Genomic DNA, 18,925 nt, shown 5'->3' with positions numbered 1-18,925 from the left:
GTTTCGCATTCGAGCGCAGAACAAGGCGGGAAGCCGAAGACAGTGCTGTAGCACGGCGAGGCGAACCAACGCAGTGATGCGTTTGAATGCGAAGCCGTATCAGTGCCCGCCGTGGGCGAGGCCACTGACCACCGTCACCAGGGCAATACCGGCCAGCAGCCAGAAGATTTGTGAGATGGTCTCGCGCATGCCGAGTTTTTTCTGCAGTTGCGGAATCAGGTCGGCCAAGGCCACGTACACAAAACTGCTGGATGCCGCCACCAGGAAATAGGGCAGGTAGTCGTTCAATTGGTTGACCAGCAGGTAGCCGGTGAGGCCACCCAAGGCCGTCACCGTGCCGGCCATCGACACCTTGAGCAACGCCGCACGCCGCGTGCCGGAACTCTGTTGCAACACCACCAGATCGCCCATGTGGTGGGGCACCTCGTGTGCCAACACCGCCAACGCAGCCACCACCCCCAGGCGGATGTCGGCGACAAACGCCGACGCGATCATGACGCCGTCGCCAAACGCATGCACGCTGTCACCCGCCAGCACCGCCCAACCACCGCCAGAGCGACCATGGTCATGGCCGTGGTGATGCGCATGCACGTGGTCGTGCGCGCCCGCGTGTGAGTGGTCATGGTGGTGTTCGTGCCCGTGGTGCCACAGCTCGGCCTTGTCGAGCAGAAAAAAGAACACCACACCGCCCAACAAAAGTGCGAACAGCTCCTTCGCACCCGCGTCGCTGTTGAACGCCTCGGGCAGCAGGTGCATGAAAGCGGTGGCCAACAAGGCGCCGGCCGCCAGGCTCAGCATATGCTGCGTGTAGCGTGCCAGCATGGCCATGCTGAGCACGGCGGCCACCCACACACTACCAATGCCCGCCACCAGGGTAGCCGTCAAAATTGCCAACAAAAGCATGATGCGTACGCCGGACAAGCCGGGAAGAAAAATACCCGCCTGCGATGTGAGCATCGCTGCAGCGGGTGACAATGGCATCTTAGCAAGTGTGTCAAGCACCTTCACGGTTTGGATGTCTCCCGCATGAATACACCCTCCCTTCGCCTATTGGCACTGTGCGCCGCCGTGTGGCTGGCGGGCTGCTCGACGCCCCCGAAACCCAGCGCCACTACCGACGCGGGTGTGGCCCGCATTGAACTGGAGCGTCGCGCCGGCCAATGCGAACTGACGCTCACCGGTGACATCGATCAGAACGCGGTGCAGCGCCTGTCGCAATCCTTGAGCCGCCTGGAACAACAAAGCTGCACCGAACGGTGGCTGGTGCTCAACGCGCCCCACGGGCAGATCGGCGCGGCGGTGACCATGGGCGCCATGCTGCGCAACCGCAACTTCAACACCCGCGTGGCACCAGGAAGCGATTGCCTCACCAGCTGTGTGCTGGTGTTTGCGGCGGGACGGGAACGGGTGCTGGGCGTCCACCCCTCACTGGCCCGCATCGGCATCTCTCGGGTGCCGGGTGACGCCGAAATCAGCACCCCGCGCTGCGAGCCGGAAATCGGCCGCGCTCAAGCCCTCACACTCACCCGCTATCTGCGCGCCATGTTGCCGCCGCCCACCGCCGAGGCGGTGTTTCACGTCATGGCACAAGCCGACTGCAAGGCCAACCTGTTCTGGCGCCCGGCCGAGGTCACCGGCATGGGCTTGGCGACAGCGGTGCGCTGAAGCACTTGGAACGGGCCAGAAGCAAAAAAAGCCACGCGATTGCGTGGCTTTTTTTGCTGGAATTTGGTGGGTCGTGGAGGCTTCGAACCTCCGACCCCCACAGTGTGAATGTGGTGCTCTACCCCTGAGCTAACGACCCAAATTCGCTTGCATCAACAAAACGTGTTGTCTTGTCATCTTGCGAGCCTCAAATTATAGCGTGATTTTCAGCCAAATTGAAAAGCCGGCAAAAAATCATGCAGCCAGCTGCGGTTCGTGCCGGCGCCACAGCGTCTTGCCTTTGGTGGACTTGTCCAGATCGGCCAACAACGCCTCGTGCGCCGCCAACTCCACTTCGTTGGCGCGTGGCACGGGCAGGTCAAAGCCACGCAGATCGATTTGTTGCACCTCGTCGCCACCGCCGGCTTGGTCGTTGCTGTCCAGGTCCATGACCAGGGTGTTCTGCCCACGGGTCATGTTGATGTAGACATCGGCGAGCAGTTCCGCGTCCAGCAAGGCGCCGTGCAGGGTGCGGCCCGAGTTGTCCACCTCCAGCCGATCACACAAGGCGTCCAGGCTGTTGCGTTTGCCTGGGAACATCTCCTTGGCCATCACCAGCGTGTCGGTCACGCCGCCCACCAGGGTGGTGATGGGAGGTCGACCCAACAGCTCCATTTCCTTGTTCAGGAAACCGATGTCGAACGGCGCGTTGTGGATGATGAGCTCGGCGTCGTGCAAATAGGCCACCAGCTCGTCGGCAATGGCCGCAAACTTGGGCTTGTCGCGCAAAAATTCATTGCTGATGCCGTGCACCCGCAGCGCGTCTTCATGGCTGTCGCGCTCGGGGTTGATGTAGAAGTGCAGGTTGCGCCCAGTCAACTTGCGGTGCAACAGCTCCACACAACCGATTTCAATGATGCGGTCGCCGTTCTGTGCCGACAGACCGGTGGTTTCCGTGTCCAGAACAATCTGACGTGACATGCGAGAGCCTTCGCTCAATGGTTTTCGCGGGCGTGGTTGATGGAGTACTTGGGAATTTCCACCACCAGATCTTGCTGCGCGAGGATGGCCTGGCAGCTCAGGCGCGAGTTGGGCTCCAGGCCCCACGCGCGGTCCAGCAGGTCTTCTTCGCCCTCTTCCATCTCGTTGAGGCTGTTGAAACCCTCGCGCACGATGACATGACAGGTGGTGCACGCACAGCTCATGTCGCAGGCGTGTTCGATGGCGATGTCGTTGTCGAGCAGCGCCTCGCAGATGCTGGTGCCGGCCGGCGCCGACAGGCTGGCGCCCTGCGGACAGAACTCGGGGTGGGGCAGGATTTTGATGACGGGCATATCAGAGGCTTTCGACATTTTTGCCCGCGAGGGCCTGGGCAATACCCCGGTTCATGCGCATGGCGGCAAAGGCTTCTGTGCCCTTGGCCAGCGCCTGGGTGGCGGCTTCGATGGTGGGAGCGTCCTGTTTGGCCTCGGTCGCCAGCAAATCGGCCACCAAGGCGTGGATGACACCGCGCTCATCCTCGCTCAGCAGGTCGCCATCGGCGTCCAGTGCGCTCTGCGTGGCCATGCGCATGCGCTCGGCGTCCACACGGGCTTCCACCAGCGCACGGGCCTGCATGTCTTGCTGAGCGGTGGCAAAGCCATCCTGCAGCATGGCAGCGATCTGCTCGTCGCTCAGGCCATAAGAGGGCTTCACGTCCACACGCGCTTCCACCCCGGTGCCCTGCTCTTTGGCGCTCACACTGAGCAAACCATCGGCGTCGATGGTGAAGGTCACACGAATGCGCGCCGCACCGGCCGACATGGGCGGAATGCCGCGCAACTCGAAGCGCGCCAGGCTGCGGCAGTCGGCCACCAGGTCGCGTTCACCTTGCACCACGTGGATGGCCAGGGCGGTCTGGCCGTCCTTGAAGGTGGTGAAGTCTTGCGCCAAAGCGGTGGGAATGGGGCTGTTGCGCGGCACGATGCGCTCCACCAACCCGCCCATGGTCTCGATGCCCAACGACAGCGGGATCACATCGAGCAACAACAAGTCGCCTTGCGGGTTGTTGCCCGCCAGTTGGTTGGCCTGGATGGCCGCGCCCAGCGCGACCACCTCGTCGGGGTTGAGGTTGACCAGCGGCTCGGTGCCAAAAAATTGGGCCACGGCCTGCCGCACCACCGGCATGCGCGTGGAGCCACCTACCATGACCACGCCTTTCACCTCACCCTTGTCCACTTGCGCATCGCGCAGCACCTTGCGGGCGGCGGTGATGGTGCGGTCGGTCAGCGCGCGGGTGGCCTGGGCGAAGTCCGCCAGCGTGACGGGCTGCGAGAGCTGCAGGCTGGGCAAGGCCACTTCGAAGGTCACGCTGCCGGTCTCGCCCACAGCCGACAAGGCCTCTTTGCAGCGGCGCGCTTCGCGCATCAGCAGGGCACGTTCACCGGCGCTGAAGTCGGTGGCGCGGGTGGTGTGGCCAGTGGCGGCCAACACCCAGTCGGCAAGGGCACGGTCGTAGTCGTCGCCGCCCAAGGCGGAGTCGCCGCCTGTGGCCATGACCTCGAACACACCCTGCGTGAGCCGCAAGATGGACACGTCGAAGGTGCCACCGCCCAGGTCGTAGATGGCGTAAACGCCTTCGCTGGCGTTGTCCAGTCCGTAAGCGATGGCCGCGGCCGTGGGTTCGTTGATGAGGCGCAGCACCTTGAGGCCGGCCATTTGTGCCGCGTCCTTGGTCGCCTGGCGCTGGGCATCATCGAAATAGGCTGGCACGGTGATGACGGCACCAAACAGCTCATCGTCAAAGCTGTCCTCAGCACGGAAACGCAGCGTGGCCAGGATTTCGGCACTGACCTCTACCGGGCTTTTTTCGCCAGCCACCGTGGCCACAGCGGCCATGCCGGGGCGGTCCAGCACGGTGTAGGGCAGACGCGCCGCATCGGCCACGTCGGACAGGCGCCTGCCCATGAGTCGCTTGACGGAGCTGATGGTGTTGGCCGGGTCGTCCACCTGGGCCGCCAGGGCGTCAAAACCGATCTGGCGGCCGCTGCCCTGGCCGGTGGGCAGGTAGCGCACCACGCTGGGCAGGATGACGCGGCCCTGTTCATCAGGCAGGCATTCGGCCACGCCGTGGCGCACGGCCGCCACCAACGAATGGGTGGTGCCCAGGTCAATGCCCACCGCCACGCGCCGCTGGTGCGGGTCGGGCGATTGGCCGGGTTCGGAAATCTGCAGCAATGCCATGTGAGCTGAAGCCGGGGAAGAACGGCTCCGTTGGTGAACGCAAAAAGGCTATTGTCCCAGTTGATCGAGGCGGTCCTCGACCTCTGAGGCAAATCGCTCGACAAACATGAGGGCTCTCACGCTTTGTGCAGCCCGAGTGGCGTCACCGTCGGTGTCCAGGGCCTGGGCCAGCTGCGCCGTCAGCTCGCGGGCCGACGACTGGGTCTGCGCCTTCAGCGCCTGCAAGTCGGCAGCGGAAGTCGCCTCGTCCAGCGCCTCCCGCCATTCCATTTGTTGCATCAAGAAGGCCGAAGGCATGGCGGTGTTGTTTTCGGCCTGTATGGGCGCACCACGCAGCTCGCACAAATAGGCGGCGCGCTTGAGCGGATTTTTGAGCCTCTGGTAGGCCTCGTTGATGCGCACCGACCACTGCATGGCCACGCGTTGAGCGGTGGCTGCATCGGCGGCAAAACGGTCGGGATGCACCTGGCGTTGCAGGTCTTTCCAGCGTTGGTCCAGCGTGGCGCGGTCCTGCTCGAAGCGCTCCGGCAGGCCGAACAGAACGAAATCGTTGGACTGCAGGTTCAGCGCCAACGCCGCCTGTGGCTCAGACACGGAAGGACTCACCACAACCGCACTTGTCACGCTCGTTGGGGTTGTGGAACTTGAAGCCTTCGTTCAGCCCTTCGCGCACAAAGTCGAGTTCGGTGCCGTCGATGTAGGCCAGGCTTTTGGGGTCCACCAGCACCTTGACACCGTTGCCCTCGAACACCACGTCCTCGGGGGCAATCTCGTCGGCGTATTCGAGCTTGTAGGCCAGACCTGAGCAACCGGTGGTCTTGACGCCCAGACGCACACCCACACCTTTGCCCCGGCGGTTGATGTATTTGGTGACGTGCCGCGCAGCGGCCTCAGTGATGGTGACCGACATGGCGCCTTCAGTGAGCGTGTTTTTTGCGGTAATCGTCCACGGCCGCCTTGATGGCGTCTTCGGCCAGGATGGAGCAGTGGATCTTGACCGGCGGCAGCGCCAGTTCTTCGGCGATTTCGCTGTTCTTGAGCGCAGCAGCTTCGTCCAGCGTCTTGCCCTTGACCCACTCGGTCACCAGCGAGCTCGACGCGATGGCCGAGCCGCAGCCGTAGGTCTTGAAGCGCGCGTCCTCGATGACACCGGTTTGCGGGTTCACCTTGATCTGCAGCTTCATCACGTCGCCGCAGGCGGGTGCGCCCACCATGCCGGTGCCCACGGTGTCATCACCCTTTTCAAAGGAGCCGACGTTGCGGGGGTTTTCGTAGTGGTCAACCACTTTTTCAGAGTAAGCCATGGTGTTTCTCCTTCAGTGAGCTGCCCATTGGATCGTGGACAGGTCGATACCATCCTTGAACATTTCCCACAGCGGCGACAACTCGCGCAGCTTGGCCACGTTCTCCTTGATGGTTTGGATCGCATAATCGATTTCTTCCTCGGTCGTCCAGCGGCCGATGGTCATGCGCAGGCTGCTGTGCGCCAGTTCGTCGCTGCGGCCCAGCGCACGCAGCACATAGCTGGGCTCCAGGCTGGCCGACGTGCAGGCCGAACCCGACGACACCGCCAAACCTTTGATGCCCATGATGAGCGACTCGCCCTCGACGTAGTTGAAGCTCATGTTCAGGTTGTGTGGCACACGCTGTGTTTCGTGGCCGTTGATGAACACCTCTTCCACGTCCTTGAGGCCCGCGACCATGCGGTCGTGCAAGGCGCGGATGCGCGCGTTCTCGGCATGCATCTCTTCCTTGGCAATGCGGTAGGCCTCGCCCATGCCCACGATCTGGTGCGTGGGCAAGGTGCCGGAACGCATGCCACGCTCGTGACCACCACCGTGCATCTGCGCCTCGATGCGAATGCGCGGCTTGCGGCGCACGTACAGCGCGCCAATGCCTTTGGGACCGTAGGTTTTGTGCGAGGTCAGGCTCATCAGATCGACCGGCAAGTTTTGCAAGTCAATGTCCACGCGGCCGGTCGCCTGGGCGGCGTCCACATGGAAGATCACGTTTTTCTCGCGGCAGATCTTGCCAATGGCGGCGATGTCCTGGATGACGCCGATCTCGTTGTTCACGAACATGACGGACGCCAGGATGGTGTCGGGCCGGATGGCGGCCTTGAACACGTCCAGGTCCAGCAGGCCATCGGCTTGCACATCGAGGTAACTGACTTCAAACCCTTGGCGCTCCAGCTCGCGCATGGTGTCGAGCACGGCCTTGTGTTCGGTCTTGACGGTGATCAGGTGCTTGCCACGCGTCTTGTAGAAATGCGCCGCCCCCTTGAGGGCCAGGTTGTTGGATTCGGTGGCGCCACTGGTCCAGACGATTTCGCGCGGGTCCGCGTTGATGAGTGCTGCCACCTGCTCACGCGCGGTTTCGACGGCCTTTTCGGCCTCCCAGCCCCACGCATGGCTGCGCGAGGCCGGGTTGCCGAAGTGCTCGCGCAGCCAGGGGATCATGGCGTCCACCACCCGCGGGTCGCAGGGGTTGGTGGCGCTGTAGTCCATGTAGATGGGAAAGTGCGGCGTGCTCATGGTTGGGGAGGTAGAGGCAAAAGAAGCATGCGGCAGCGCCCCACGGGGGGCACCACCACACAACAACAAATCACTTGGACATGGCCGCGCCAAGCGCGAACACCGAGTTGGGCGCGTTCACGCGGATGGGTTTGACCACGGGCGCGCTGGAAATGGCGCGCTTGACGGAAGGCGCATTTTCCACCACCACACCTTTGGCGAGCTGCTCGTCCACCAGCTTTTGCAGGCTGATGGAGTCGAGAAAATCGACCATCTTGGCGTTGAGCGCGGCCCACAACTCGTGGGTCATGCAGCGGTTGCCTTCGCCGTGGCAGTTTTCCTTGCCACCACACTGGGTGGCGTCGATGGGCTCATCCACCGACACGATGATGTCGGCCACGGTGATGTCGGCCGCTTTGCGTCCGAGGGTGTAACCACCGCCAGGGCCACGGGTGGACTCCACCAACTCGTGGCGACGCAGCTTGCCGAACAGCTGCTCCAGATAGGACAGCGAAATATGCTGGCGCTGGCTGATGGCCGCGAGCGTGACTGGCCCGTTGCTCTGGCGCAAGGCCAGATCGATCATGGCGGTGACCGCAAAGCGGCCTTTGGTCGTGAGGCGCATATCAAGCTCCTGTGTTTGGCTTGAGTTCGTTGAATCCCTGCGTGCGCCGCCGCACGTCAAGGCCCTGTTCTCCATCCGCCCCGGTTGTTCACCTGTTTGCTGCTGTGCGGCGAGCGTTGACCGCCAACACGCCAGGCTTTTTGCCTGACTGTTTTGGTCGATTATAGCACAAGACCAACTGTTTTACTCGGCATTGCGACTAAATGGTCACGTATCGCACTACGACGTCACATTGTCATGCGTCGCGGCGCCGAACGCCAGGCGCTTGAGTTCCGCCAACTCGTCCCGCACCCGCGCCGCCTTTTCGAATTCGAGGCTGCGCGCGTGTTCCATCATGAGCTTCTCCAGGCGCTTGATTTCGCGTGCGATGTCCTTCTCCGACATGTCCTCCACGCGGGCCTGTTGCGCAGCGGCCTGCTCCAGACGTTCGGCCTCCTGCCCCGCCTTTTCGCTGTAAACACCATCGATCAAGTCCTTGATCCGCTTGACCACCCCGCGCGGCGTGATGCCGTTGGCGGCGTTGAAGGCCACTTGTTTGGCGCGTCGGCGTTCGGTTTCGCCAATGGCCTTTCGCATGGATTCGGTGATGCGGTCGGCGTAGAGGATGGCGTGGCCGTTGAGGTTGCGCGCCGCCCGACCAATGGTCTGGATCAGGCTGCGTTCGGAACGCAAAAAGCCCTCTTTGTCGGCGTCCAGAATGGCGACCAGCGATACCTCGGGAATGTCCAGCCCTTCGCGCAGCAGGTTGATGCCCACCAGCACATCGAAGGTGCCCAGGCGCAGGTCGCGGAGGATTTCCACTCGCTCCACCGTGTCCACGTCGGAGTGCAGGTAGCGCACTTTGACGCCGTTTTCGGTCAGGTAGTCGGTCAGTTGCTCGGCCATGCGTTTGGTCAGTGTGGTGATCAGAACGCGCTCGCTTTTTTCCACCCGGCTGCGGATTTCCTGCAACACGTCGTCCACCTGGTGCACAGCCGGGCGCACTTCCACCAGCGGGTCCACCAGCCCGGTGGGCCGCACCAGTTGCTCCACCACCTGCCCCGCGTGGGTCTTTTCGTAGTCGGCTGGCGTGGCCGACACGAACACCACCTGGCGCATCTTGGTCTCGAACTCATCGAACTTGAGCGGGCGGTTGTCCAGCGCGCTGGGCAATCGGAAACCGTATTCCACCAGCGTGGTTTTGCGCGCGCGGTCGCCGTTGTACATGCCGCCAAACTGGCCAATCAGCACGTGGCTTTCGTCCAGGAACATCAGCGCGTCCGTGGGCAGGTAATCGGTCAGCGTGCTGGGTGGCTCGCCTGGGGCGGCGCCGCTGAGGTGGCGGCTGTAGTTTTCAATGCCCTTGCAATGACCCACCTCGCTGAGCATCTCCAGGTCGAAGCGGGTTCGCTGCTCCAGGCGCTGCGCCTCCACCAGCTTGCCCATGCCGACCAACTCCTTGAGGCGCTGAGCCAGCTCGGCTTTGATGGACTCCACCGCCATCAGCACCTGCTCGCGCGGCGTCACATAGTGGCTGCTGGGGTAGACGGTGAAGCGCGGGATCTTCTGCTTCACGCGCCCGGTCAGCGGGTCGAACAGCTGCAGCGTTTCCACCTCGTCGTCGAACAGCTCGATGCGGATGGCCAGCTCGGAATGCTCTGCAGGGAACACGTCGATGGTGTCGCCACGCACGCGGAATTTGCCGCGCGAAAAGTCCTGCTCGTTGCGCGCGTACTGCATGCGCACCAACTGCGCGATCAGGTCGCGCTGGCCCACTTTGTCGCCCACCCGCAGCGTCATCACCATCTGGTGGTAACTCTCGGGCTTGCCAATGCCGTAGATGGCCGACACGGTGGCCACAATCACCACGTCGCGCCGCTCCAGCAGGCTTTTGGTGCAACTCAAGCGCATCTGCTCGATGTGCTCGTTGATGGCACTGTCCTTCTCGATGAACAGGTCGCGTTGGGGCACGTAGGCCTCGGGCTGGTAGTAGTCGTAGTAGCTGACGAAGTACTCGACCGCGTTCTTGGGAAAGAACTCGCGGAACTCGCTGTAGAGCTGCGCGGCCAGCGTCTTGTTGGGCGCGAACACGATGGCCGGGCGGCCCAGGCGCGCGATCACGTTGGCCATGGTGAAGGTTTTGCCCGAACCGGTCACCCCCAACAGGGTCTGGAACACCTCACCGTCGTTCACCCCTTCCACCAGCTGGCGGATGGCCTCGGGCTGGTCGCCGGCCGGCGGATAGGGCATGAACAGCTCGAAGGGCGAGCCGGGGAAACGGATGAATTCACCCGCCGGCGCGGGTCCGGCGTCGGCGGCGGTGGGCACGGAGGGCTGGGTCATGGGCGCTAAAATTCCGGGTTAACCCGACAGACTAACGCAGTTTCGGCTTTCGGGTTGCCCCCGCCGCCCCACCGCCACCCCCTTATCAGGACACGTCATGTCTTTGTTTTCTGCCGTCGAAATGGCCCCCCGCGACCCCATCCTGGGTCTGAACGAGCAATTTGCTGCCGACACCAACCCCAACAAGGTCAACCTGGGCGTGGGCGTGTATTTCGACGACAACGGCAAGCTGCCGCTGCTGCAATGTGTGCAGGCTGCTGAAAAAACCATGATGGACAAACCCACCGCGCGCGGCTACTTGCCCATCGACGGTATCGCCGCCTACGACGCTGCCGTCAAAGGCCTGGTGTTTGGCGCCGACAACGAACCCGTGAAAAGTGGCCGTGTGGCCACCGTGCAAGCCATTGGCGGCACCGGCGGCCTGAAGATCGGCGCCGACTTCCTGAAAAAAGTCAGCCCCACCGCCCAGGTGCTGATTTCCGACCCGAGCTGGGAAAACCACCGCGCCCTGTTCACCAACGCGGGATTCGAAGTGGGCACCTACGCTTATTACGACGCTGAAAAGCGCGGTGTCAATTTCGACGGCATGCTGGCCAGCCTGAACGCAGCCGCACCCGGCACCATCGTGGTGCTGCACGCCTGCTGCCACAACCCCACCGGCTACGACATCACCGCCGCCCAATGGGACCAGGTGATCGCCGCCGTCAAGGCGAAGGGCCTGACGCCTTTCCTCGACATGGCCTACCAGGGCTTCGGCCACGGCATCGCCGAAGATGGCGCCGTGATCGGCAAGTTCGTGGCCGCCGGCCTGAACTTCTTCGTTTCCACCTCCTTCTCCAAGAGCTTCAGTCTCTACGGCGAACGTGTGGGTGGTCTGTCGGTGTTGTGTGCCGACAAGGCCGAGGCCGACCGCGTGCTGAGCCAGCTCAAGATCGTGATCCGCACCAACTACAGCAACCCACCCACCCACGGTGGTGCCGTGGTGGCGGCGGTGCTGAACAACCCCGAGCTGCGCGCCTTGTGGGAAAAAGAACTGGGCGAAATGCGCGTCCGCATCAAGGCCATGCGCCAGACACTGGTGGACGGCCTGAAGGCCGCTGGCGTGAAGCAGGACATGTCCTTCATCACCAGCCAGATTGGCATGTTCAGCTATTCGGGCCTGAGCAAAGACCAGATGGTGCGCCTGCGCAACGAGTTCGGTGTCTACGGCACCGACACCGGCCGCATGTGTGTGGCCGCCTTGAACAGCAAAAACATCGACTACGTGTGCAAGGCGATTGCCCAGGTGGTCTGAGCGACTGAGTCACGCAAGCGACACATGACAACGCCACCTCCGGGTGGCGTTGTTGTTGGTGGGCGCCAGAATGTCAAAAATCGACACCTGACGTTTTTTGCAAAGCAGACATCAGTTGAGCCTGCTATATTGTTGCGCTGCAGCATTTCACACGGAGACCCCTCATGCTCTACCAGATGTACGAAACCCACCGCTCCCTGATGGAGCCGTTTTCGGACCTGGCCCAAACGGCCTCCAAGCTTTACAGCAACCCGTTGTCGCCGCTGGGCCAAATGCCCATGGCACAACGCATCTCGGCCGGGTTCGACCTCATGCACCGCTTGGGCAAGGACTACGAAAAACCCGAGTTCGGCCTGCGCACGGTGGACGTGGACGGTGTGGACGTGGCCATCCACGAACGGGTGGAAATCGACAAGCCCTTCTGCGAACTGCGCCGCTTCAAGCGCTTCTCCGACGACCTGCCCACGCTGGACAAGCTCAAGGGTCAACCCGTCGTGCTGATCGTGGCGCCCCTGTCGGGCCACTATGCCACGCTGCTGCGCGACACGGTCAAGACCATGCTCAAGGACCACAAGGTCTACATCACCGACTGGAAGAACGCCCGCCTCGTGCCGCTGTCCGAAGGTGAGTTCCACCTCGACGACTACGTCAACTACGTGCAGGAGTTCATCCGGCACCTCCAAAAGACCTATGGCAACTGCCATGTGATGAGCGTGTGCCAACCCACGGTGCCGGTGCTGGCGGCTGTGTCGCTGATGGCCTCGCGCGGCGAGACCACCCCCCTGTCCATGACCATGATGGGCGGGCCCATCGACGCCAGCAAGTCGCCCACGGCGGTGAACAACCTGGCCACCCAACGCAGCCACGCCTGGTTCGAGCACAACGTGATCTACCGCGTGCCGAGCAACTTCCCCGGCGCCGGCCGCCGCGTCTACCCGGGCTTCCTGCAGCACACCGGTTTTGTGGCCATGAACCCGGACCGCCATGCGTCCAGCCACTACGACTACTTCAAGGACCTGATCAAGGGCGACAACGAAAGCGCCGAGGCCCACCGCAAGTTCTACGACGAGTACAACGCCGTGCTCGACATGGACGCCGACTACTACCTGGAAACCATCGAAACCGTGTTCCAGGAGTTCAAGCTCGTCAACGGCACCTGGGACGTGAAGAACCCACAGGGCAAGCAAGAGCGCGTGCGCCCGCAAGACATCACACAAACCGGCCTGCTGACGGTGGAAGGCGAGTTGGACGACATCTCCGGCTCGGGCCAGACCGCCGCCGCCCACGACCTGTGCACCGGCATCACCAAAGAGCACCAGATGCACCTGGAAGCCAAGGGCGCGGGCCACTACGGCATTTTCAGCGGCCGCCGCTGGCGCGAGATGGTCTACCCGGTGGTGAAAGCTTTCATCCTGGCGCACCAACCCAAAGCGGCCGCGCCGCAGCCTGCCGCCGCCATGCCCGCTGTGGTGTCACAGGCTGTTGTGGCCAAGGCGCCCGTCCGCAAAACGCCGGCCGCGGCGCGCAAAAAGCCCGCCACGGCCAAGTGAGCACCGAGGCACTGGCGGCGCGGCTCAACGACGCGCTGCCGCAGACCCAGTGCACGCGCTGCGGCTACCCCGATTGCGCGGCCTACGCCCAGGCCATGGCCCGGGGCGAAGCCGACATCAACCAGTGCCCACCGGGCGGGGCGCAAGGGGTTGAGCGGCTGGCAGCACTCACCGGCCGCCCGCCCAAGCCCCTGAACACCACCCATGGCACCGAGGGTCCGCTGCGCCTGGCCCTGATCGACGAAGACTGGTGCATCGGGTGTACCTTGTGCATCAAGGCCTGCCCGACCGACGCCATCGTGGGCGCCAACAAACGCATGCACACCGTGGTGGAAGCCTGGTGCACGGGCTGCGAGCTGTGCATTCCCGTCTGCCCGGTCGACTGCATTGGCCTGCGGGTGGTGGACGAACGCGCCACCGGCTGGACCGCCTGGTCACCCGAACAGGCGGCCATGGGCCGCCAGCGGTACACGGCACGGCAGACCCGGGTGGCCCGCGAAACGACCGAACACCAGGCCCGCAAGACCGAAGAGGCGCAGGCGAAGTTGGCCGATCTGGCCGGCCATTCCAAGATCACCGACCCCGAGGTGCTGGACAAAAAAAAGGCCTTCATTGCGGCCGCACTGGCCAAAGCCCGCGCGCGCCAGGGGGATTGAGTCCGGCATCGCACTTTCTCGGTTTGATCGATACAATCGATTTCCGCACCCTCACTTTGGATCCCGCGTGAAACCGACCGAGTTGCCCGCCAAGCCCTACCTGACCCCCAACGAGGTCGCGGCGTGGATGATGGTGTCGCCCATCACCGTACGGGGTTGGGCCCAGAAAGGGCTGCTGCAGGCCGAGGTCACACCGGGCGGGCACCGCCGCTTTCGCCGAGAAGAAGTGGAGCGTTTTGCGCGCCAGTGGAACCCCGCTGGCAACAAGGGGCCGATGCGCATTTTGATCGCGGACGACGACCCGGCCGTGGTCGGTTTTCTCAAGGAGTGGCTGGAGGACGAGCGCTTCAACACCCGCGTGGAAACCGCGTTCGACGGCTTTGAAGCCGGCCTCAAGGTGCACAGCTTTGTGCCCGATGTGGTTTTGCTCGACGTCATGATGCCCGGCCTCAAAGGCACGGAGGTGTGCCGGCAGATCAAGCAGATGCCCGGCAACGCCGACCTGCGCGTCATCGGCCTGACCGGCCACCTCAGCCCCGACACCGAACGCGCCCTGCTGGACGCCGGTGCCGAATGTTGCCTCACCAAACCGGTGGACATGCCCCGGCTGCTGCAGCAACTGGGGCTGGACGCCTGAACCGCCCCCGGCACGCGCTCCGGCCCACCGCGTGACCTCCGCGCCCACACCGCCCGCCCACCGACGCCAGCGCTGCGGCCTGCGCTGCGGTCTGCGTTGCCAGGTGGGCCTGCTGGTGCTGGCACTGGGCCTGCTCACCCTGTGGGCCATGGCCCAGCCCTTGGGCGACTGGCACATCCAGCGCGTGCACTACCTGCCGCTGCACACGCTGATGGAACTGGCCTCGGTGCTGGTGGCTTTCCTGGTGTTTGCCACCGTCTGGCACACGCCCGCGCGCGAGGTGTCGGGCTCACTGGTGCTGCTGGCGCTGGCGCTGGCGGCTTCGGGCTGGCTGGACATCTTTCATGCCCTGTCCTTCCGCGACATGCCGGTTTTCATCACACCATCGTCGTCGGAAAAGAGCATTGCGTTCTGGCTGGTGGCGCGGGCCTGGGTGGCTCTCAGCCTGCTGGCCTACAGCCTGTGGCCCGGCCTGTCCCCGATGCGAAAAAGCAGCCGCCACGTGCTGCTGTTCGGCGCCTGTGTGCTGGTGCTGTTGATCAGCTGGGGCGTCATCTTCCACGAACACGCCTTGCCCGACACCTTTGTGCCCGGCAGCGGGCTGACACCGTTCAAAGTGGGCGTTGAACGGGCCATCACCGCCGTGCTGGCGCTGGCCGCCTGGCGCCTCTGGCGCCGCTCGGGCCAGACGCGCAGCCTGTCGCAGGTGCTGCTGTTTGCCGCCACCATGTTGCTGCTGTACGGCGAAATTTTTCTCACCCGCTACGCGCTGAGCAACGACCTGCAGAACATGCTCGGCCACCTGTTCAAGGTGCTGGCCTACCTCGTCATTTACTGGGGTTTGATGGTGGTCACGGTGCGCCGCCCCTACCAGGCGTTGGCCGATCAGACCCAGGCCTTGCAGAACGCCAACGACACGCTGCGTGCCCAGGCCCTGGCGCTGGACAGCACGGTCACGCCGGTGGGCGTGTTCGACGCCCAGGGCCACGTGGTCTGGCGCAACCGCGCCTCGCGCGAGCTGCTGCCCCCGGGCAGCCTCCCCAACCAGGACCCCCTCAACCTGTTCGAGCTGCCGGCCATCACCGATGCGACGGTGGCCCAGGCCATGCGCCAGTCGCTCGACCAGGGCAAGGCCTGGAGCGGTGTGGTGCCGGTGATCGACGGCGCAGGGCGGCACCGCCAGGTGCGACGGGTGGTCACACCGCTGAGTGGCCCAAACGGCGAAGCCCAGGGCTACGTCTCCGTGTCGGAAGACGTGACCGACAGCCTGCAGGCGCAGTCGCGCTACCAGCGTGTGCTGGAAACCGCACTCGACGGCTTTTGTGTCCTCGACGCCAACGGCCGGCTGCTGGAAGCCAACCAGGCGCTGGCCAACATGTCGGGCTACAGCACGGCCGAGTTGGTGGGCAAACCCATACGCGAGCTGGACGCCTCGACCGAACCCAGCGGTTTTCGCGCCCGCAGCGAGCGCGTGATGGCCCACGGCCACGACATCTTCGCCACGCGCCACCGCCACAAGCGAGGCCACGACTACCCCGTGGAGGTGTCCATCACCCGCGACCCCCACAACGGGCATTTCTACGCCTTCGTGCGCGACACCTCGGAGCGCGACCAGGCCCACGCGGACCAGCGCGAACTCGAGCGCCAGCTTCAGCAGGCGCAAAAGATGCAGGCGCTGGGGCAGCTCACCGGTGGCATCGCACACGACTTCAACAACATCCTCACCGCCGTGCTGGGGTACGCCACCCTGGCCCTGGACCGCCTGGTCCCCGACAAGCAGAGCAAACTCGCGCGCTACCTGGGCGAGGTGGTGGCGGCCAGCGAACGGGGCCGCGACCTGATCGCCAAGCTGCTGCTGTTCACCCGCACCCAGGCCACGGCCGACGCGGCCATGATCGCCCCCTCCCAGGTGTTGGACGAGGTGCTGGCCATGCTCAAGCCGTCCATTCCGCCCGGCGTGGTGATCGGCACCCGCGTGGACGACACCTCGGCTGTGCGCATCCACCCGGGCGAACTCCACCAGGTGCTGGTCAACCTGATCCTCAACGCCCGCGACGCCATTGGGCCAAGCGGTCACATCGACATCCACCTGCACCAGGTGGCCGTGACCGAGCCGATGTTGTGCGCGGCCAGCCACGAAAGCTTTGCCGGCCCCTTCCTGGCGCTGGATGTGCGCGACACCGGCAGTGGCATCCCGCCCGCCGACCTGCCGCGCCTGTTCTCACCACCAAGGGCGTGGGCAAGGGCACAGGCCTGGGTCTGGCCATGGTGCAAGGCATTCTGCGCCGCGCGGGCGCCTACGTGTCGGTGCAATCGCATGAAGGCGGTGGCACGTGTTTCCGGCTGTACTTCCCGCTGGTGACCGCGGCCCTGCCGCCCTGTGCGGCGGCGCCGGTGCCACCCGTTCGGGCCGGCGGTGCCGGCCAACTGGTCTGGGTGTTGGACGACCAGCCTGCGGTCGGGCGTTACCTGCACGAACTGCTGGTCGGCGAAGGCTACCGGGTGGCGGTGTTCGACACGCCACAACGGCTGCTGGAGGCCTTGCCCGGCCAAGGCCATGGCGTGGCGGCCCTGCTGACCGATCTGACCATGCCCGGCATGGACGGCTTGGCACTGGCCGGGCAGGTGCACCGTCGGCTGCCGGCCCTGCCCATCTTTTTGTGCACCGGCCACGGTGAAGGGCTGGACGCCGCCGATCTGGCCGCGCGGGGCATACGTCAGGTGTTTCGCAAACCGCTGGACAACCGCGCCCTGCTCCGGGCACTGGCCGACGCCTGGCCCACCCCACCTTGAACCGGGCAAGCCACCGAAGGGCGACCGATCGGCTGACCGGTGGCAAATAAATTCGATCAAATCGATTGACCCGATTCTTTCGCTTTGTTAAGCTGCCGGTTACGCAGTTTGCATTTGCACACATCCCGCTGACACGGAGCCCGCATGAACCTCAGCCCATCTGCCTCCCATGCAACGGCCGGCGAATACCTCAGCTTCCGCCTGGGACGCGAGGAATACGGCATCCCCATCCTCACGGTGCAGGAAATCCGGGGCTACAGCGAACCCACACGCATCGCCAACTCACCCGCCTTCATGAAGGGGGTCGTCAACCTGCGCGGTGTCATCGTGCCCATCGTGGACCTGCGCATCAAGTTCGGCCAGGACACCAGCTACAACGAAATCACCGCCACCATCGTGCTCAACATCGGCCAACGGGTGATTGGCATCGTGGTGGATTCGGTGTCCGACGTGATCGCCCTGCCGGCCGACGAAATCAAGCCGCCGCCACAACTGGCCAGCGGCATCGACACCGCCTACGTCACTGGCATCGCCACCCAGACCCAGGGCGAGCAGCAGCGCATGCTGATCCTGGTGGACATCGAGCAGCTCATGTCCAGCGACGAGCTCGGCTTGATCGAGGCCACCGCCGCCGCCCACTGAACCACGCCCCCTTTTTTCACCCACGAACGGCCCACCATGAACAACCTCAAAATCTCCACGCGCCTGATCGTGCTGATTGGCCTGCTGTCGGCGCTGCTGATCGCCATCGGCGGCATCGGCCTGTGGGGCATGAACGCCAGCAACGCCTCCTTCAACACCGTCTACCAGGACCGCATGGTGCCGGTGGGCCAATTGGCCGATGTGCAGCGGCTGGTGCTGCGCAACCGGTTGGAGGCCGCCTCGGCCATGCTGGACCCCAGGCCCGAGGTGCTCAACAAGGAGCTGACGGCCATGGCCGCCAACACCAAGGAAATCAACGACCTGTGGGCCGCCTACATGGCCACAAAACTCACGCCCGAAGAGGCCACGCTGGCCAAACAGTTCGAGGCGGCGCGCGACCGGTTCACCAACGAAGCCTTTCGCCCGATCCAGGAGGCCTTGCGCGGCGGCAACATCGACGAGGCCAAGCGCCTCAACACCGAAAAGGCCGATGCCCTCTACGAAGGGGTGCGCAAAAACATCGTTGCCCTGGTCGATCTGCAATTCGACGAAGGCAAAAAAGAATACGAGGCTTCCATCGCGCGCTACGAACAAAGCCGCCTGGTGGCCATCGCCGCCATCGTGCTCGGCATCGCCTTTGCCATCGCCTTTGGCCTGATGCTGATCCGTGGCATTTCGCGCTCGCTGTCGCAGGCGTCCGAACTCTCCAAGGCCGTGGCCGAAGGCGACCTCACCCGCCACGTGGACACCAGCGGCAAGGACGAGGTGGCCGTGGTGCTGCAATCCCTGGCCGCCATGCAGCAAAACCTGAGCCAGATCGTGACCCGCGTGCGCCAGGGCTCCGACTCGGTGTCGGTGGCCAGCAGCGAAATCGCCGAAGGCAACCAGGATTTGTCGAGCCGCACCGAAAGCCAGGCCAGCGCGCTGGAGGAAACCGCCGCGTCGATGGAGGAACTCAGCTCCACCGTGCGCCAGAACGCCGACAACGCCCGCCAGGCCAACCAGCTGGCCCAAAGCGCCTCCACCG

The 18,925-nt window shown here is 64.2% G+C and carries 19 protein-coding genes and 1 tRNA gene; 9 read left to right on the top strand and 11 right to left on the bottom strand.

Annotated features, from left to right (window positions below):
* Nucleotides 1-99 precede the first annotated feature (99 nt).
* A complete protein-coding gene (locus ACFQPB_RS04640) occupies nt 100-903 on the bottom strand; it encodes a ZIP family metal transporter (RefSeq protein WP_382220163.1) in 804 nt (267 codons plus the stop codon).
* 123 nt (nt 904-1,026) lie between these two features.
* Here ACFQPB_RS04640 and ACFQPB_RS04635 point away from each other — a divergent pair, with 123 nt between their 5' ends.
* Complete coding sequence (locus ACFQPB_RS04635) at nt 1,027-1,665, top strand: hypothetical protein (RefSeq protein WP_382220162.1); 639 nt, start codon at nt 1,027-1,029, stop codon at nt 1,663-1,665.
* A 64-nt stretch (nt 1,666-1,729) separates the two neighbouring features.
* Here ACFQPB_RS04635 and ACFQPB_RS04630 read toward each other — a convergent pair.
* From ACFQPB_RS04630 to uvrB, 10 genes are all read right to left on the bottom strand, one after another.
* A tRNA-Val gene (locus ACFQPB_RS04630) sits at nt 1,730-1,804 on the bottom strand.
* 95 nt (nt 1,805-1,899) lie between these two features.
* On the bottom strand, nt 1,900-2,625 hold the full coding sequence (gene dnaQ / locus ACFQPB_RS04625) for a DNA polymerase III subunit epsilon (RefSeq protein WP_382220160.1): 726 nt from the start codon (nt 2,623-2,625) through the stop codon (nt 1,900-1,902).
* A 14-nt stretch (nt 2,626-2,639) separates the two neighbouring features.
* On the bottom strand, nt 2,640-2,978 hold the full coding sequence (fdx, locus tag ACFQPB_RS04620) for an ISC system 2Fe-2S type ferredoxin (protein WP_382220158.1): 339 nt from the start codon (nt 2,976-2,978) through the stop codon (nt 2,640-2,642).
* Between the two features lies 1 nt (nt 2,979).
* Nucleotides 2,980-4,866 (bottom strand): Fe-S protein assembly chaperone HscA, encoded by a 1,887-nt coding sequence (hscA, locus tag ACFQPB_RS04615; RefSeq protein WP_382220156.1) that lies wholly within the window; start codon nt 4,864-4,866, stop codon nt 2,980-2,982.
* Nucleotides 4,867-4,914: 48 nt separating this feature from the next.
* Nucleotides 4,915-5,433 carry a Fe-S protein assembly co-chaperone HscB gene (gene hscB / locus ACFQPB_RS04610; protein WP_382220922.1) on the bottom strand — a complete coding sequence of 173 codons (519 nt, stop codon included), beginning with the start codon at nt 5,431-5,433 and terminating at the stop codon, nt 4,915-4,917.
* 19 nt (nt 5,434-5,452) lie between these two features.
* A complete protein-coding gene (gene iscA, locus ACFQPB_RS04605) occupies nt 5,453-5,776 on the bottom strand; it encodes an iron-sulfur cluster assembly protein IscA (protein WP_382204146.1) in 324 nt (107 codons plus the stop codon).
* A 7-nt stretch (nt 5,777-5,783) separates the two neighbouring features.
* On the bottom strand, nt 5,784-6,170 hold the full coding sequence (iscU, locus tag ACFQPB_RS04600; protein WP_382204144.1) for a Fe-S cluster assembly scaffold IscU: 387 nt from the start codon (nt 6,168-6,170) through the stop codon (nt 5,784-5,786).
* Between the two features lie 12 nt (nt 6,171-6,182).
* Nucleotides 6,183-7,400 (bottom strand): IscS subfamily cysteine desulfurase, encoded by a 1,218-nt coding sequence (locus tag ACFQPB_RS04595; protein ID WP_382220154.1) that lies wholly within the window; start codon nt 7,398-7,400, stop codon nt 6,183-6,185.
* A 70-nt stretch (nt 7,401-7,470) separates the two neighbouring features.
* A complete protein-coding gene (gene iscR, locus ACFQPB_RS04590; protein WP_382204140.1) occupies nt 7,471-8,004 on the bottom strand; it encodes a Fe-S cluster assembly transcriptional regulator IscR in 534 nt (177 codons plus the stop codon).
* Between the two features lie 219 nt (nt 8,005-8,223).
* Nucleotides 8,224-10,326, bottom strand: a complete 2,103-nt coding sequence (uvrB, locus tag ACFQPB_RS04585) for an excinuclease ABC subunit UvrB (protein WP_382220152.1) — start codon at nt 10,324-10,326, stop codon at nt 8,224-8,226.
* 97 nt (nt 10,327-10,423) lie between these two features.
* Here uvrB and ACFQPB_RS04580 point away from each other — a divergent pair, with 97 nt between their 5' ends.
* The 8 genes from ACFQPB_RS04580 to ACFQPB_RS04545 all read left to right on the top strand — a co-directional run.
* Nucleotides 10,424-11,620, top strand: coding sequence for an amino acid aminotransferase (locus tag ACFQPB_RS04580; protein ID WP_382220150.1), 1,197 nt, complete (start codon nt 10,424-10,426; stop codon nt 11,618-11,620).
* Between the two features lie 164 nt (nt 11,621-11,784).
* The gene (locus tag ACFQPB_RS04575; protein WP_382220148.1) at nt 11,785-13,170 is read left to right on the top strand and encodes a polyhydroxyalkanoate depolymerase; all 1,386 of its coding nucleotides are present in this window, start codon (nt 11,785-11,787) and stop codon (nt 13,168-13,170) included.
* The gene (gene rsxB, locus ACFQPB_RS04570; RefSeq protein ID WP_382220146.1) at nt 13,167-13,826 is read left to right on the top strand and encodes an electron transport complex subunit RsxB; all 660 of its coding nucleotides are present in this window, start codon (nt 13,167-13,169) and stop codon (nt 13,824-13,826) included. Before ACFQPB_RS04575 ends, rsxB begins: the two co-directional genes overlap by 4 nt.
* Before the next feature lie 67 nt (nt 13,827-13,893).
* Nucleotides 13,894-14,463 carry a response regulator gene (locus ACFQPB_RS04565; protein WP_382220144.1) on the top strand — a complete coding sequence of 190 codons (570 nt, stop codon included), beginning with the start codon at nt 13,894-13,896 and terminating at the stop codon, nt 14,461-14,463.
* A 31-nt stretch (nt 14,464-14,494) separates the two neighbouring features.
* Nucleotides 14,495-16,825 carry an MASE3 domain-containing protein gene (locus ACFQPB_RS04560; protein WP_382220142.1) on the top strand — a complete coding sequence of 777 codons (2,331 nt, stop codon included), beginning with the start codon at nt 14,495-14,497 and terminating at the stop codon, nt 16,823-16,825.
* Nucleotides 16,729-17,256, top strand: a complete 528-nt coding sequence (locus tag ACFQPB_RS04555) for a response regulator (protein ID WP_382220140.1) — start codon at nt 16,729-16,731, stop codon at nt 17,254-17,256. Before ACFQPB_RS04560 ends, ACFQPB_RS04555 begins: the two co-directional genes overlap by 97 nt.
* 144 nt (nt 17,257-17,400) lie before the next feature.
* The gene (locus ACFQPB_RS04550; protein ID WP_382220138.1) at nt 17,401-17,898 is read left to right on the top strand and encodes a chemotaxis protein CheW; all 498 of its coding nucleotides are present in this window, start codon (nt 17,401-17,403) and stop codon (nt 17,896-17,898) included.
* Nucleotides 17,899-17,934: 36 nt separating this feature from the next.
* Nucleotides 17,935-18,925 (top strand): Tar ligand binding domain-containing protein (locus tag ACFQPB_RS04545; RefSeq protein WP_382220136.1); only part of this gene is annotated, 991 nt, incomplete at its 3' end.

The sequence above is a fragment of the Hydrogenophaga atypica genome (assembly GCF_042665215.1).
Classification (GTDB): domain Bacteria; phylum Pseudomonadota; class Gammaproteobacteria; order Burkholderiales; family Burkholderiaceae_C; genus Hydrogenophaga; species Hydrogenophaga defluvii_A.
This window is presented reverse-complemented; position numbering and strand designations above follow the sequence as displayed.

What these genes read in the sequence shown, in the direction of transcription:
- ACFQPB_RS04595 (WP_382220154.1), bottom strand. Translation starts at nt 7,400, where the DNA reads ATGAGCACGCCGCACTTTCCCATCTACATGGACTACAGCGCCACCAAC.
- hscA (WP_382220156.1), bottom strand. Translation starts at nt 4,866, where the DNA reads ATGGCATTGCTGCAGATTTCCGAACCCGGCCAATCGCCCGACCCGCAC.
- dnaQ (WP_382220160.1), bottom strand. Translation starts at nt 2,625, where the DNA reads ATGTCACGTCAGATTGTTCTGGACACGGAAACCACCGGTCTGTCGGCA.
- uvrB (WP_382220152.1), bottom strand. Translation starts at nt 10,326, where the DNA reads ATGACCCAGCCCTCCGTGCCCACCGCCGCCGACGCCGGACCCGCGCCG.
- ACFQPB_RS04580 (WP_382220150.1), top strand. Translation starts at nt 10,424, where the DNA reads ATGTCTTTGTTTTCTGCCGTCGAAATGGCCCCCCGCGACCCCATCCTG.
- ACFQPB_RS04575 (WP_382220148.1), top strand. Translation starts at nt 11,785, where the DNA reads ATGCTCTACCAGATGTACGAAACCCACCGCTCCCTGATGGAGCCGTTT.
- fdx (WP_382220158.1), bottom strand. Translation starts at nt 2,978, where the DNA reads ATGCCCGTCATCAAAATCCTGCCCCACCCCGAGTTCTGTCCGCAGGGC.
- ACFQPB_RS04640 (WP_382220163.1), bottom strand. Translation starts at nt 903, where the DNA reads ATGCTTTTGTTGGCAATTTTGACGGCTACCCTGGTGGCGGGCATTGGT.
- iscU (WP_382204144.1), bottom strand. Translation starts at nt 6,170, where the DNA reads ATGGCTTACTCTGAAAAAGTGGTTGACCACTACGAAAACCCCCGCAAC.
- iscA (WP_382204146.1), bottom strand. Translation starts at nt 5,776, where the DNA reads ATGTCGGTCACCATCACTGAGGCCGCTGCGCGGCACGTCACCAAATAC.
- ACFQPB_RS04550 (WP_382220138.1), top strand. Translation starts at nt 17,401, where the DNA reads ATGAACCTCAGCCCATCTGCCTCCCATGCAACGGCCGGCGAATACCTC.
- ACFQPB_RS04635 (WP_382220162.1), top strand. Translation starts at nt 1,027, where the DNA reads ATGAATACACCCTCCCTTCGCCTATTGGCACTGTGCGCCGCCGTGTGG.
- iscR (WP_382204140.1), bottom strand. Translation starts at nt 8,004, where the DNA reads ATGCGCCTCACGACCAAAGGCCGCTTTGCGGTCACCGCCATGATCGAT.
- ACFQPB_RS04555 (WP_382220140.1), top strand. Translation starts at nt 16,729, where the DNA reads ATGGTGCAAGGCATTCTGCGCCGCGCGGGCGCCTACGTGTCGGTGCAA.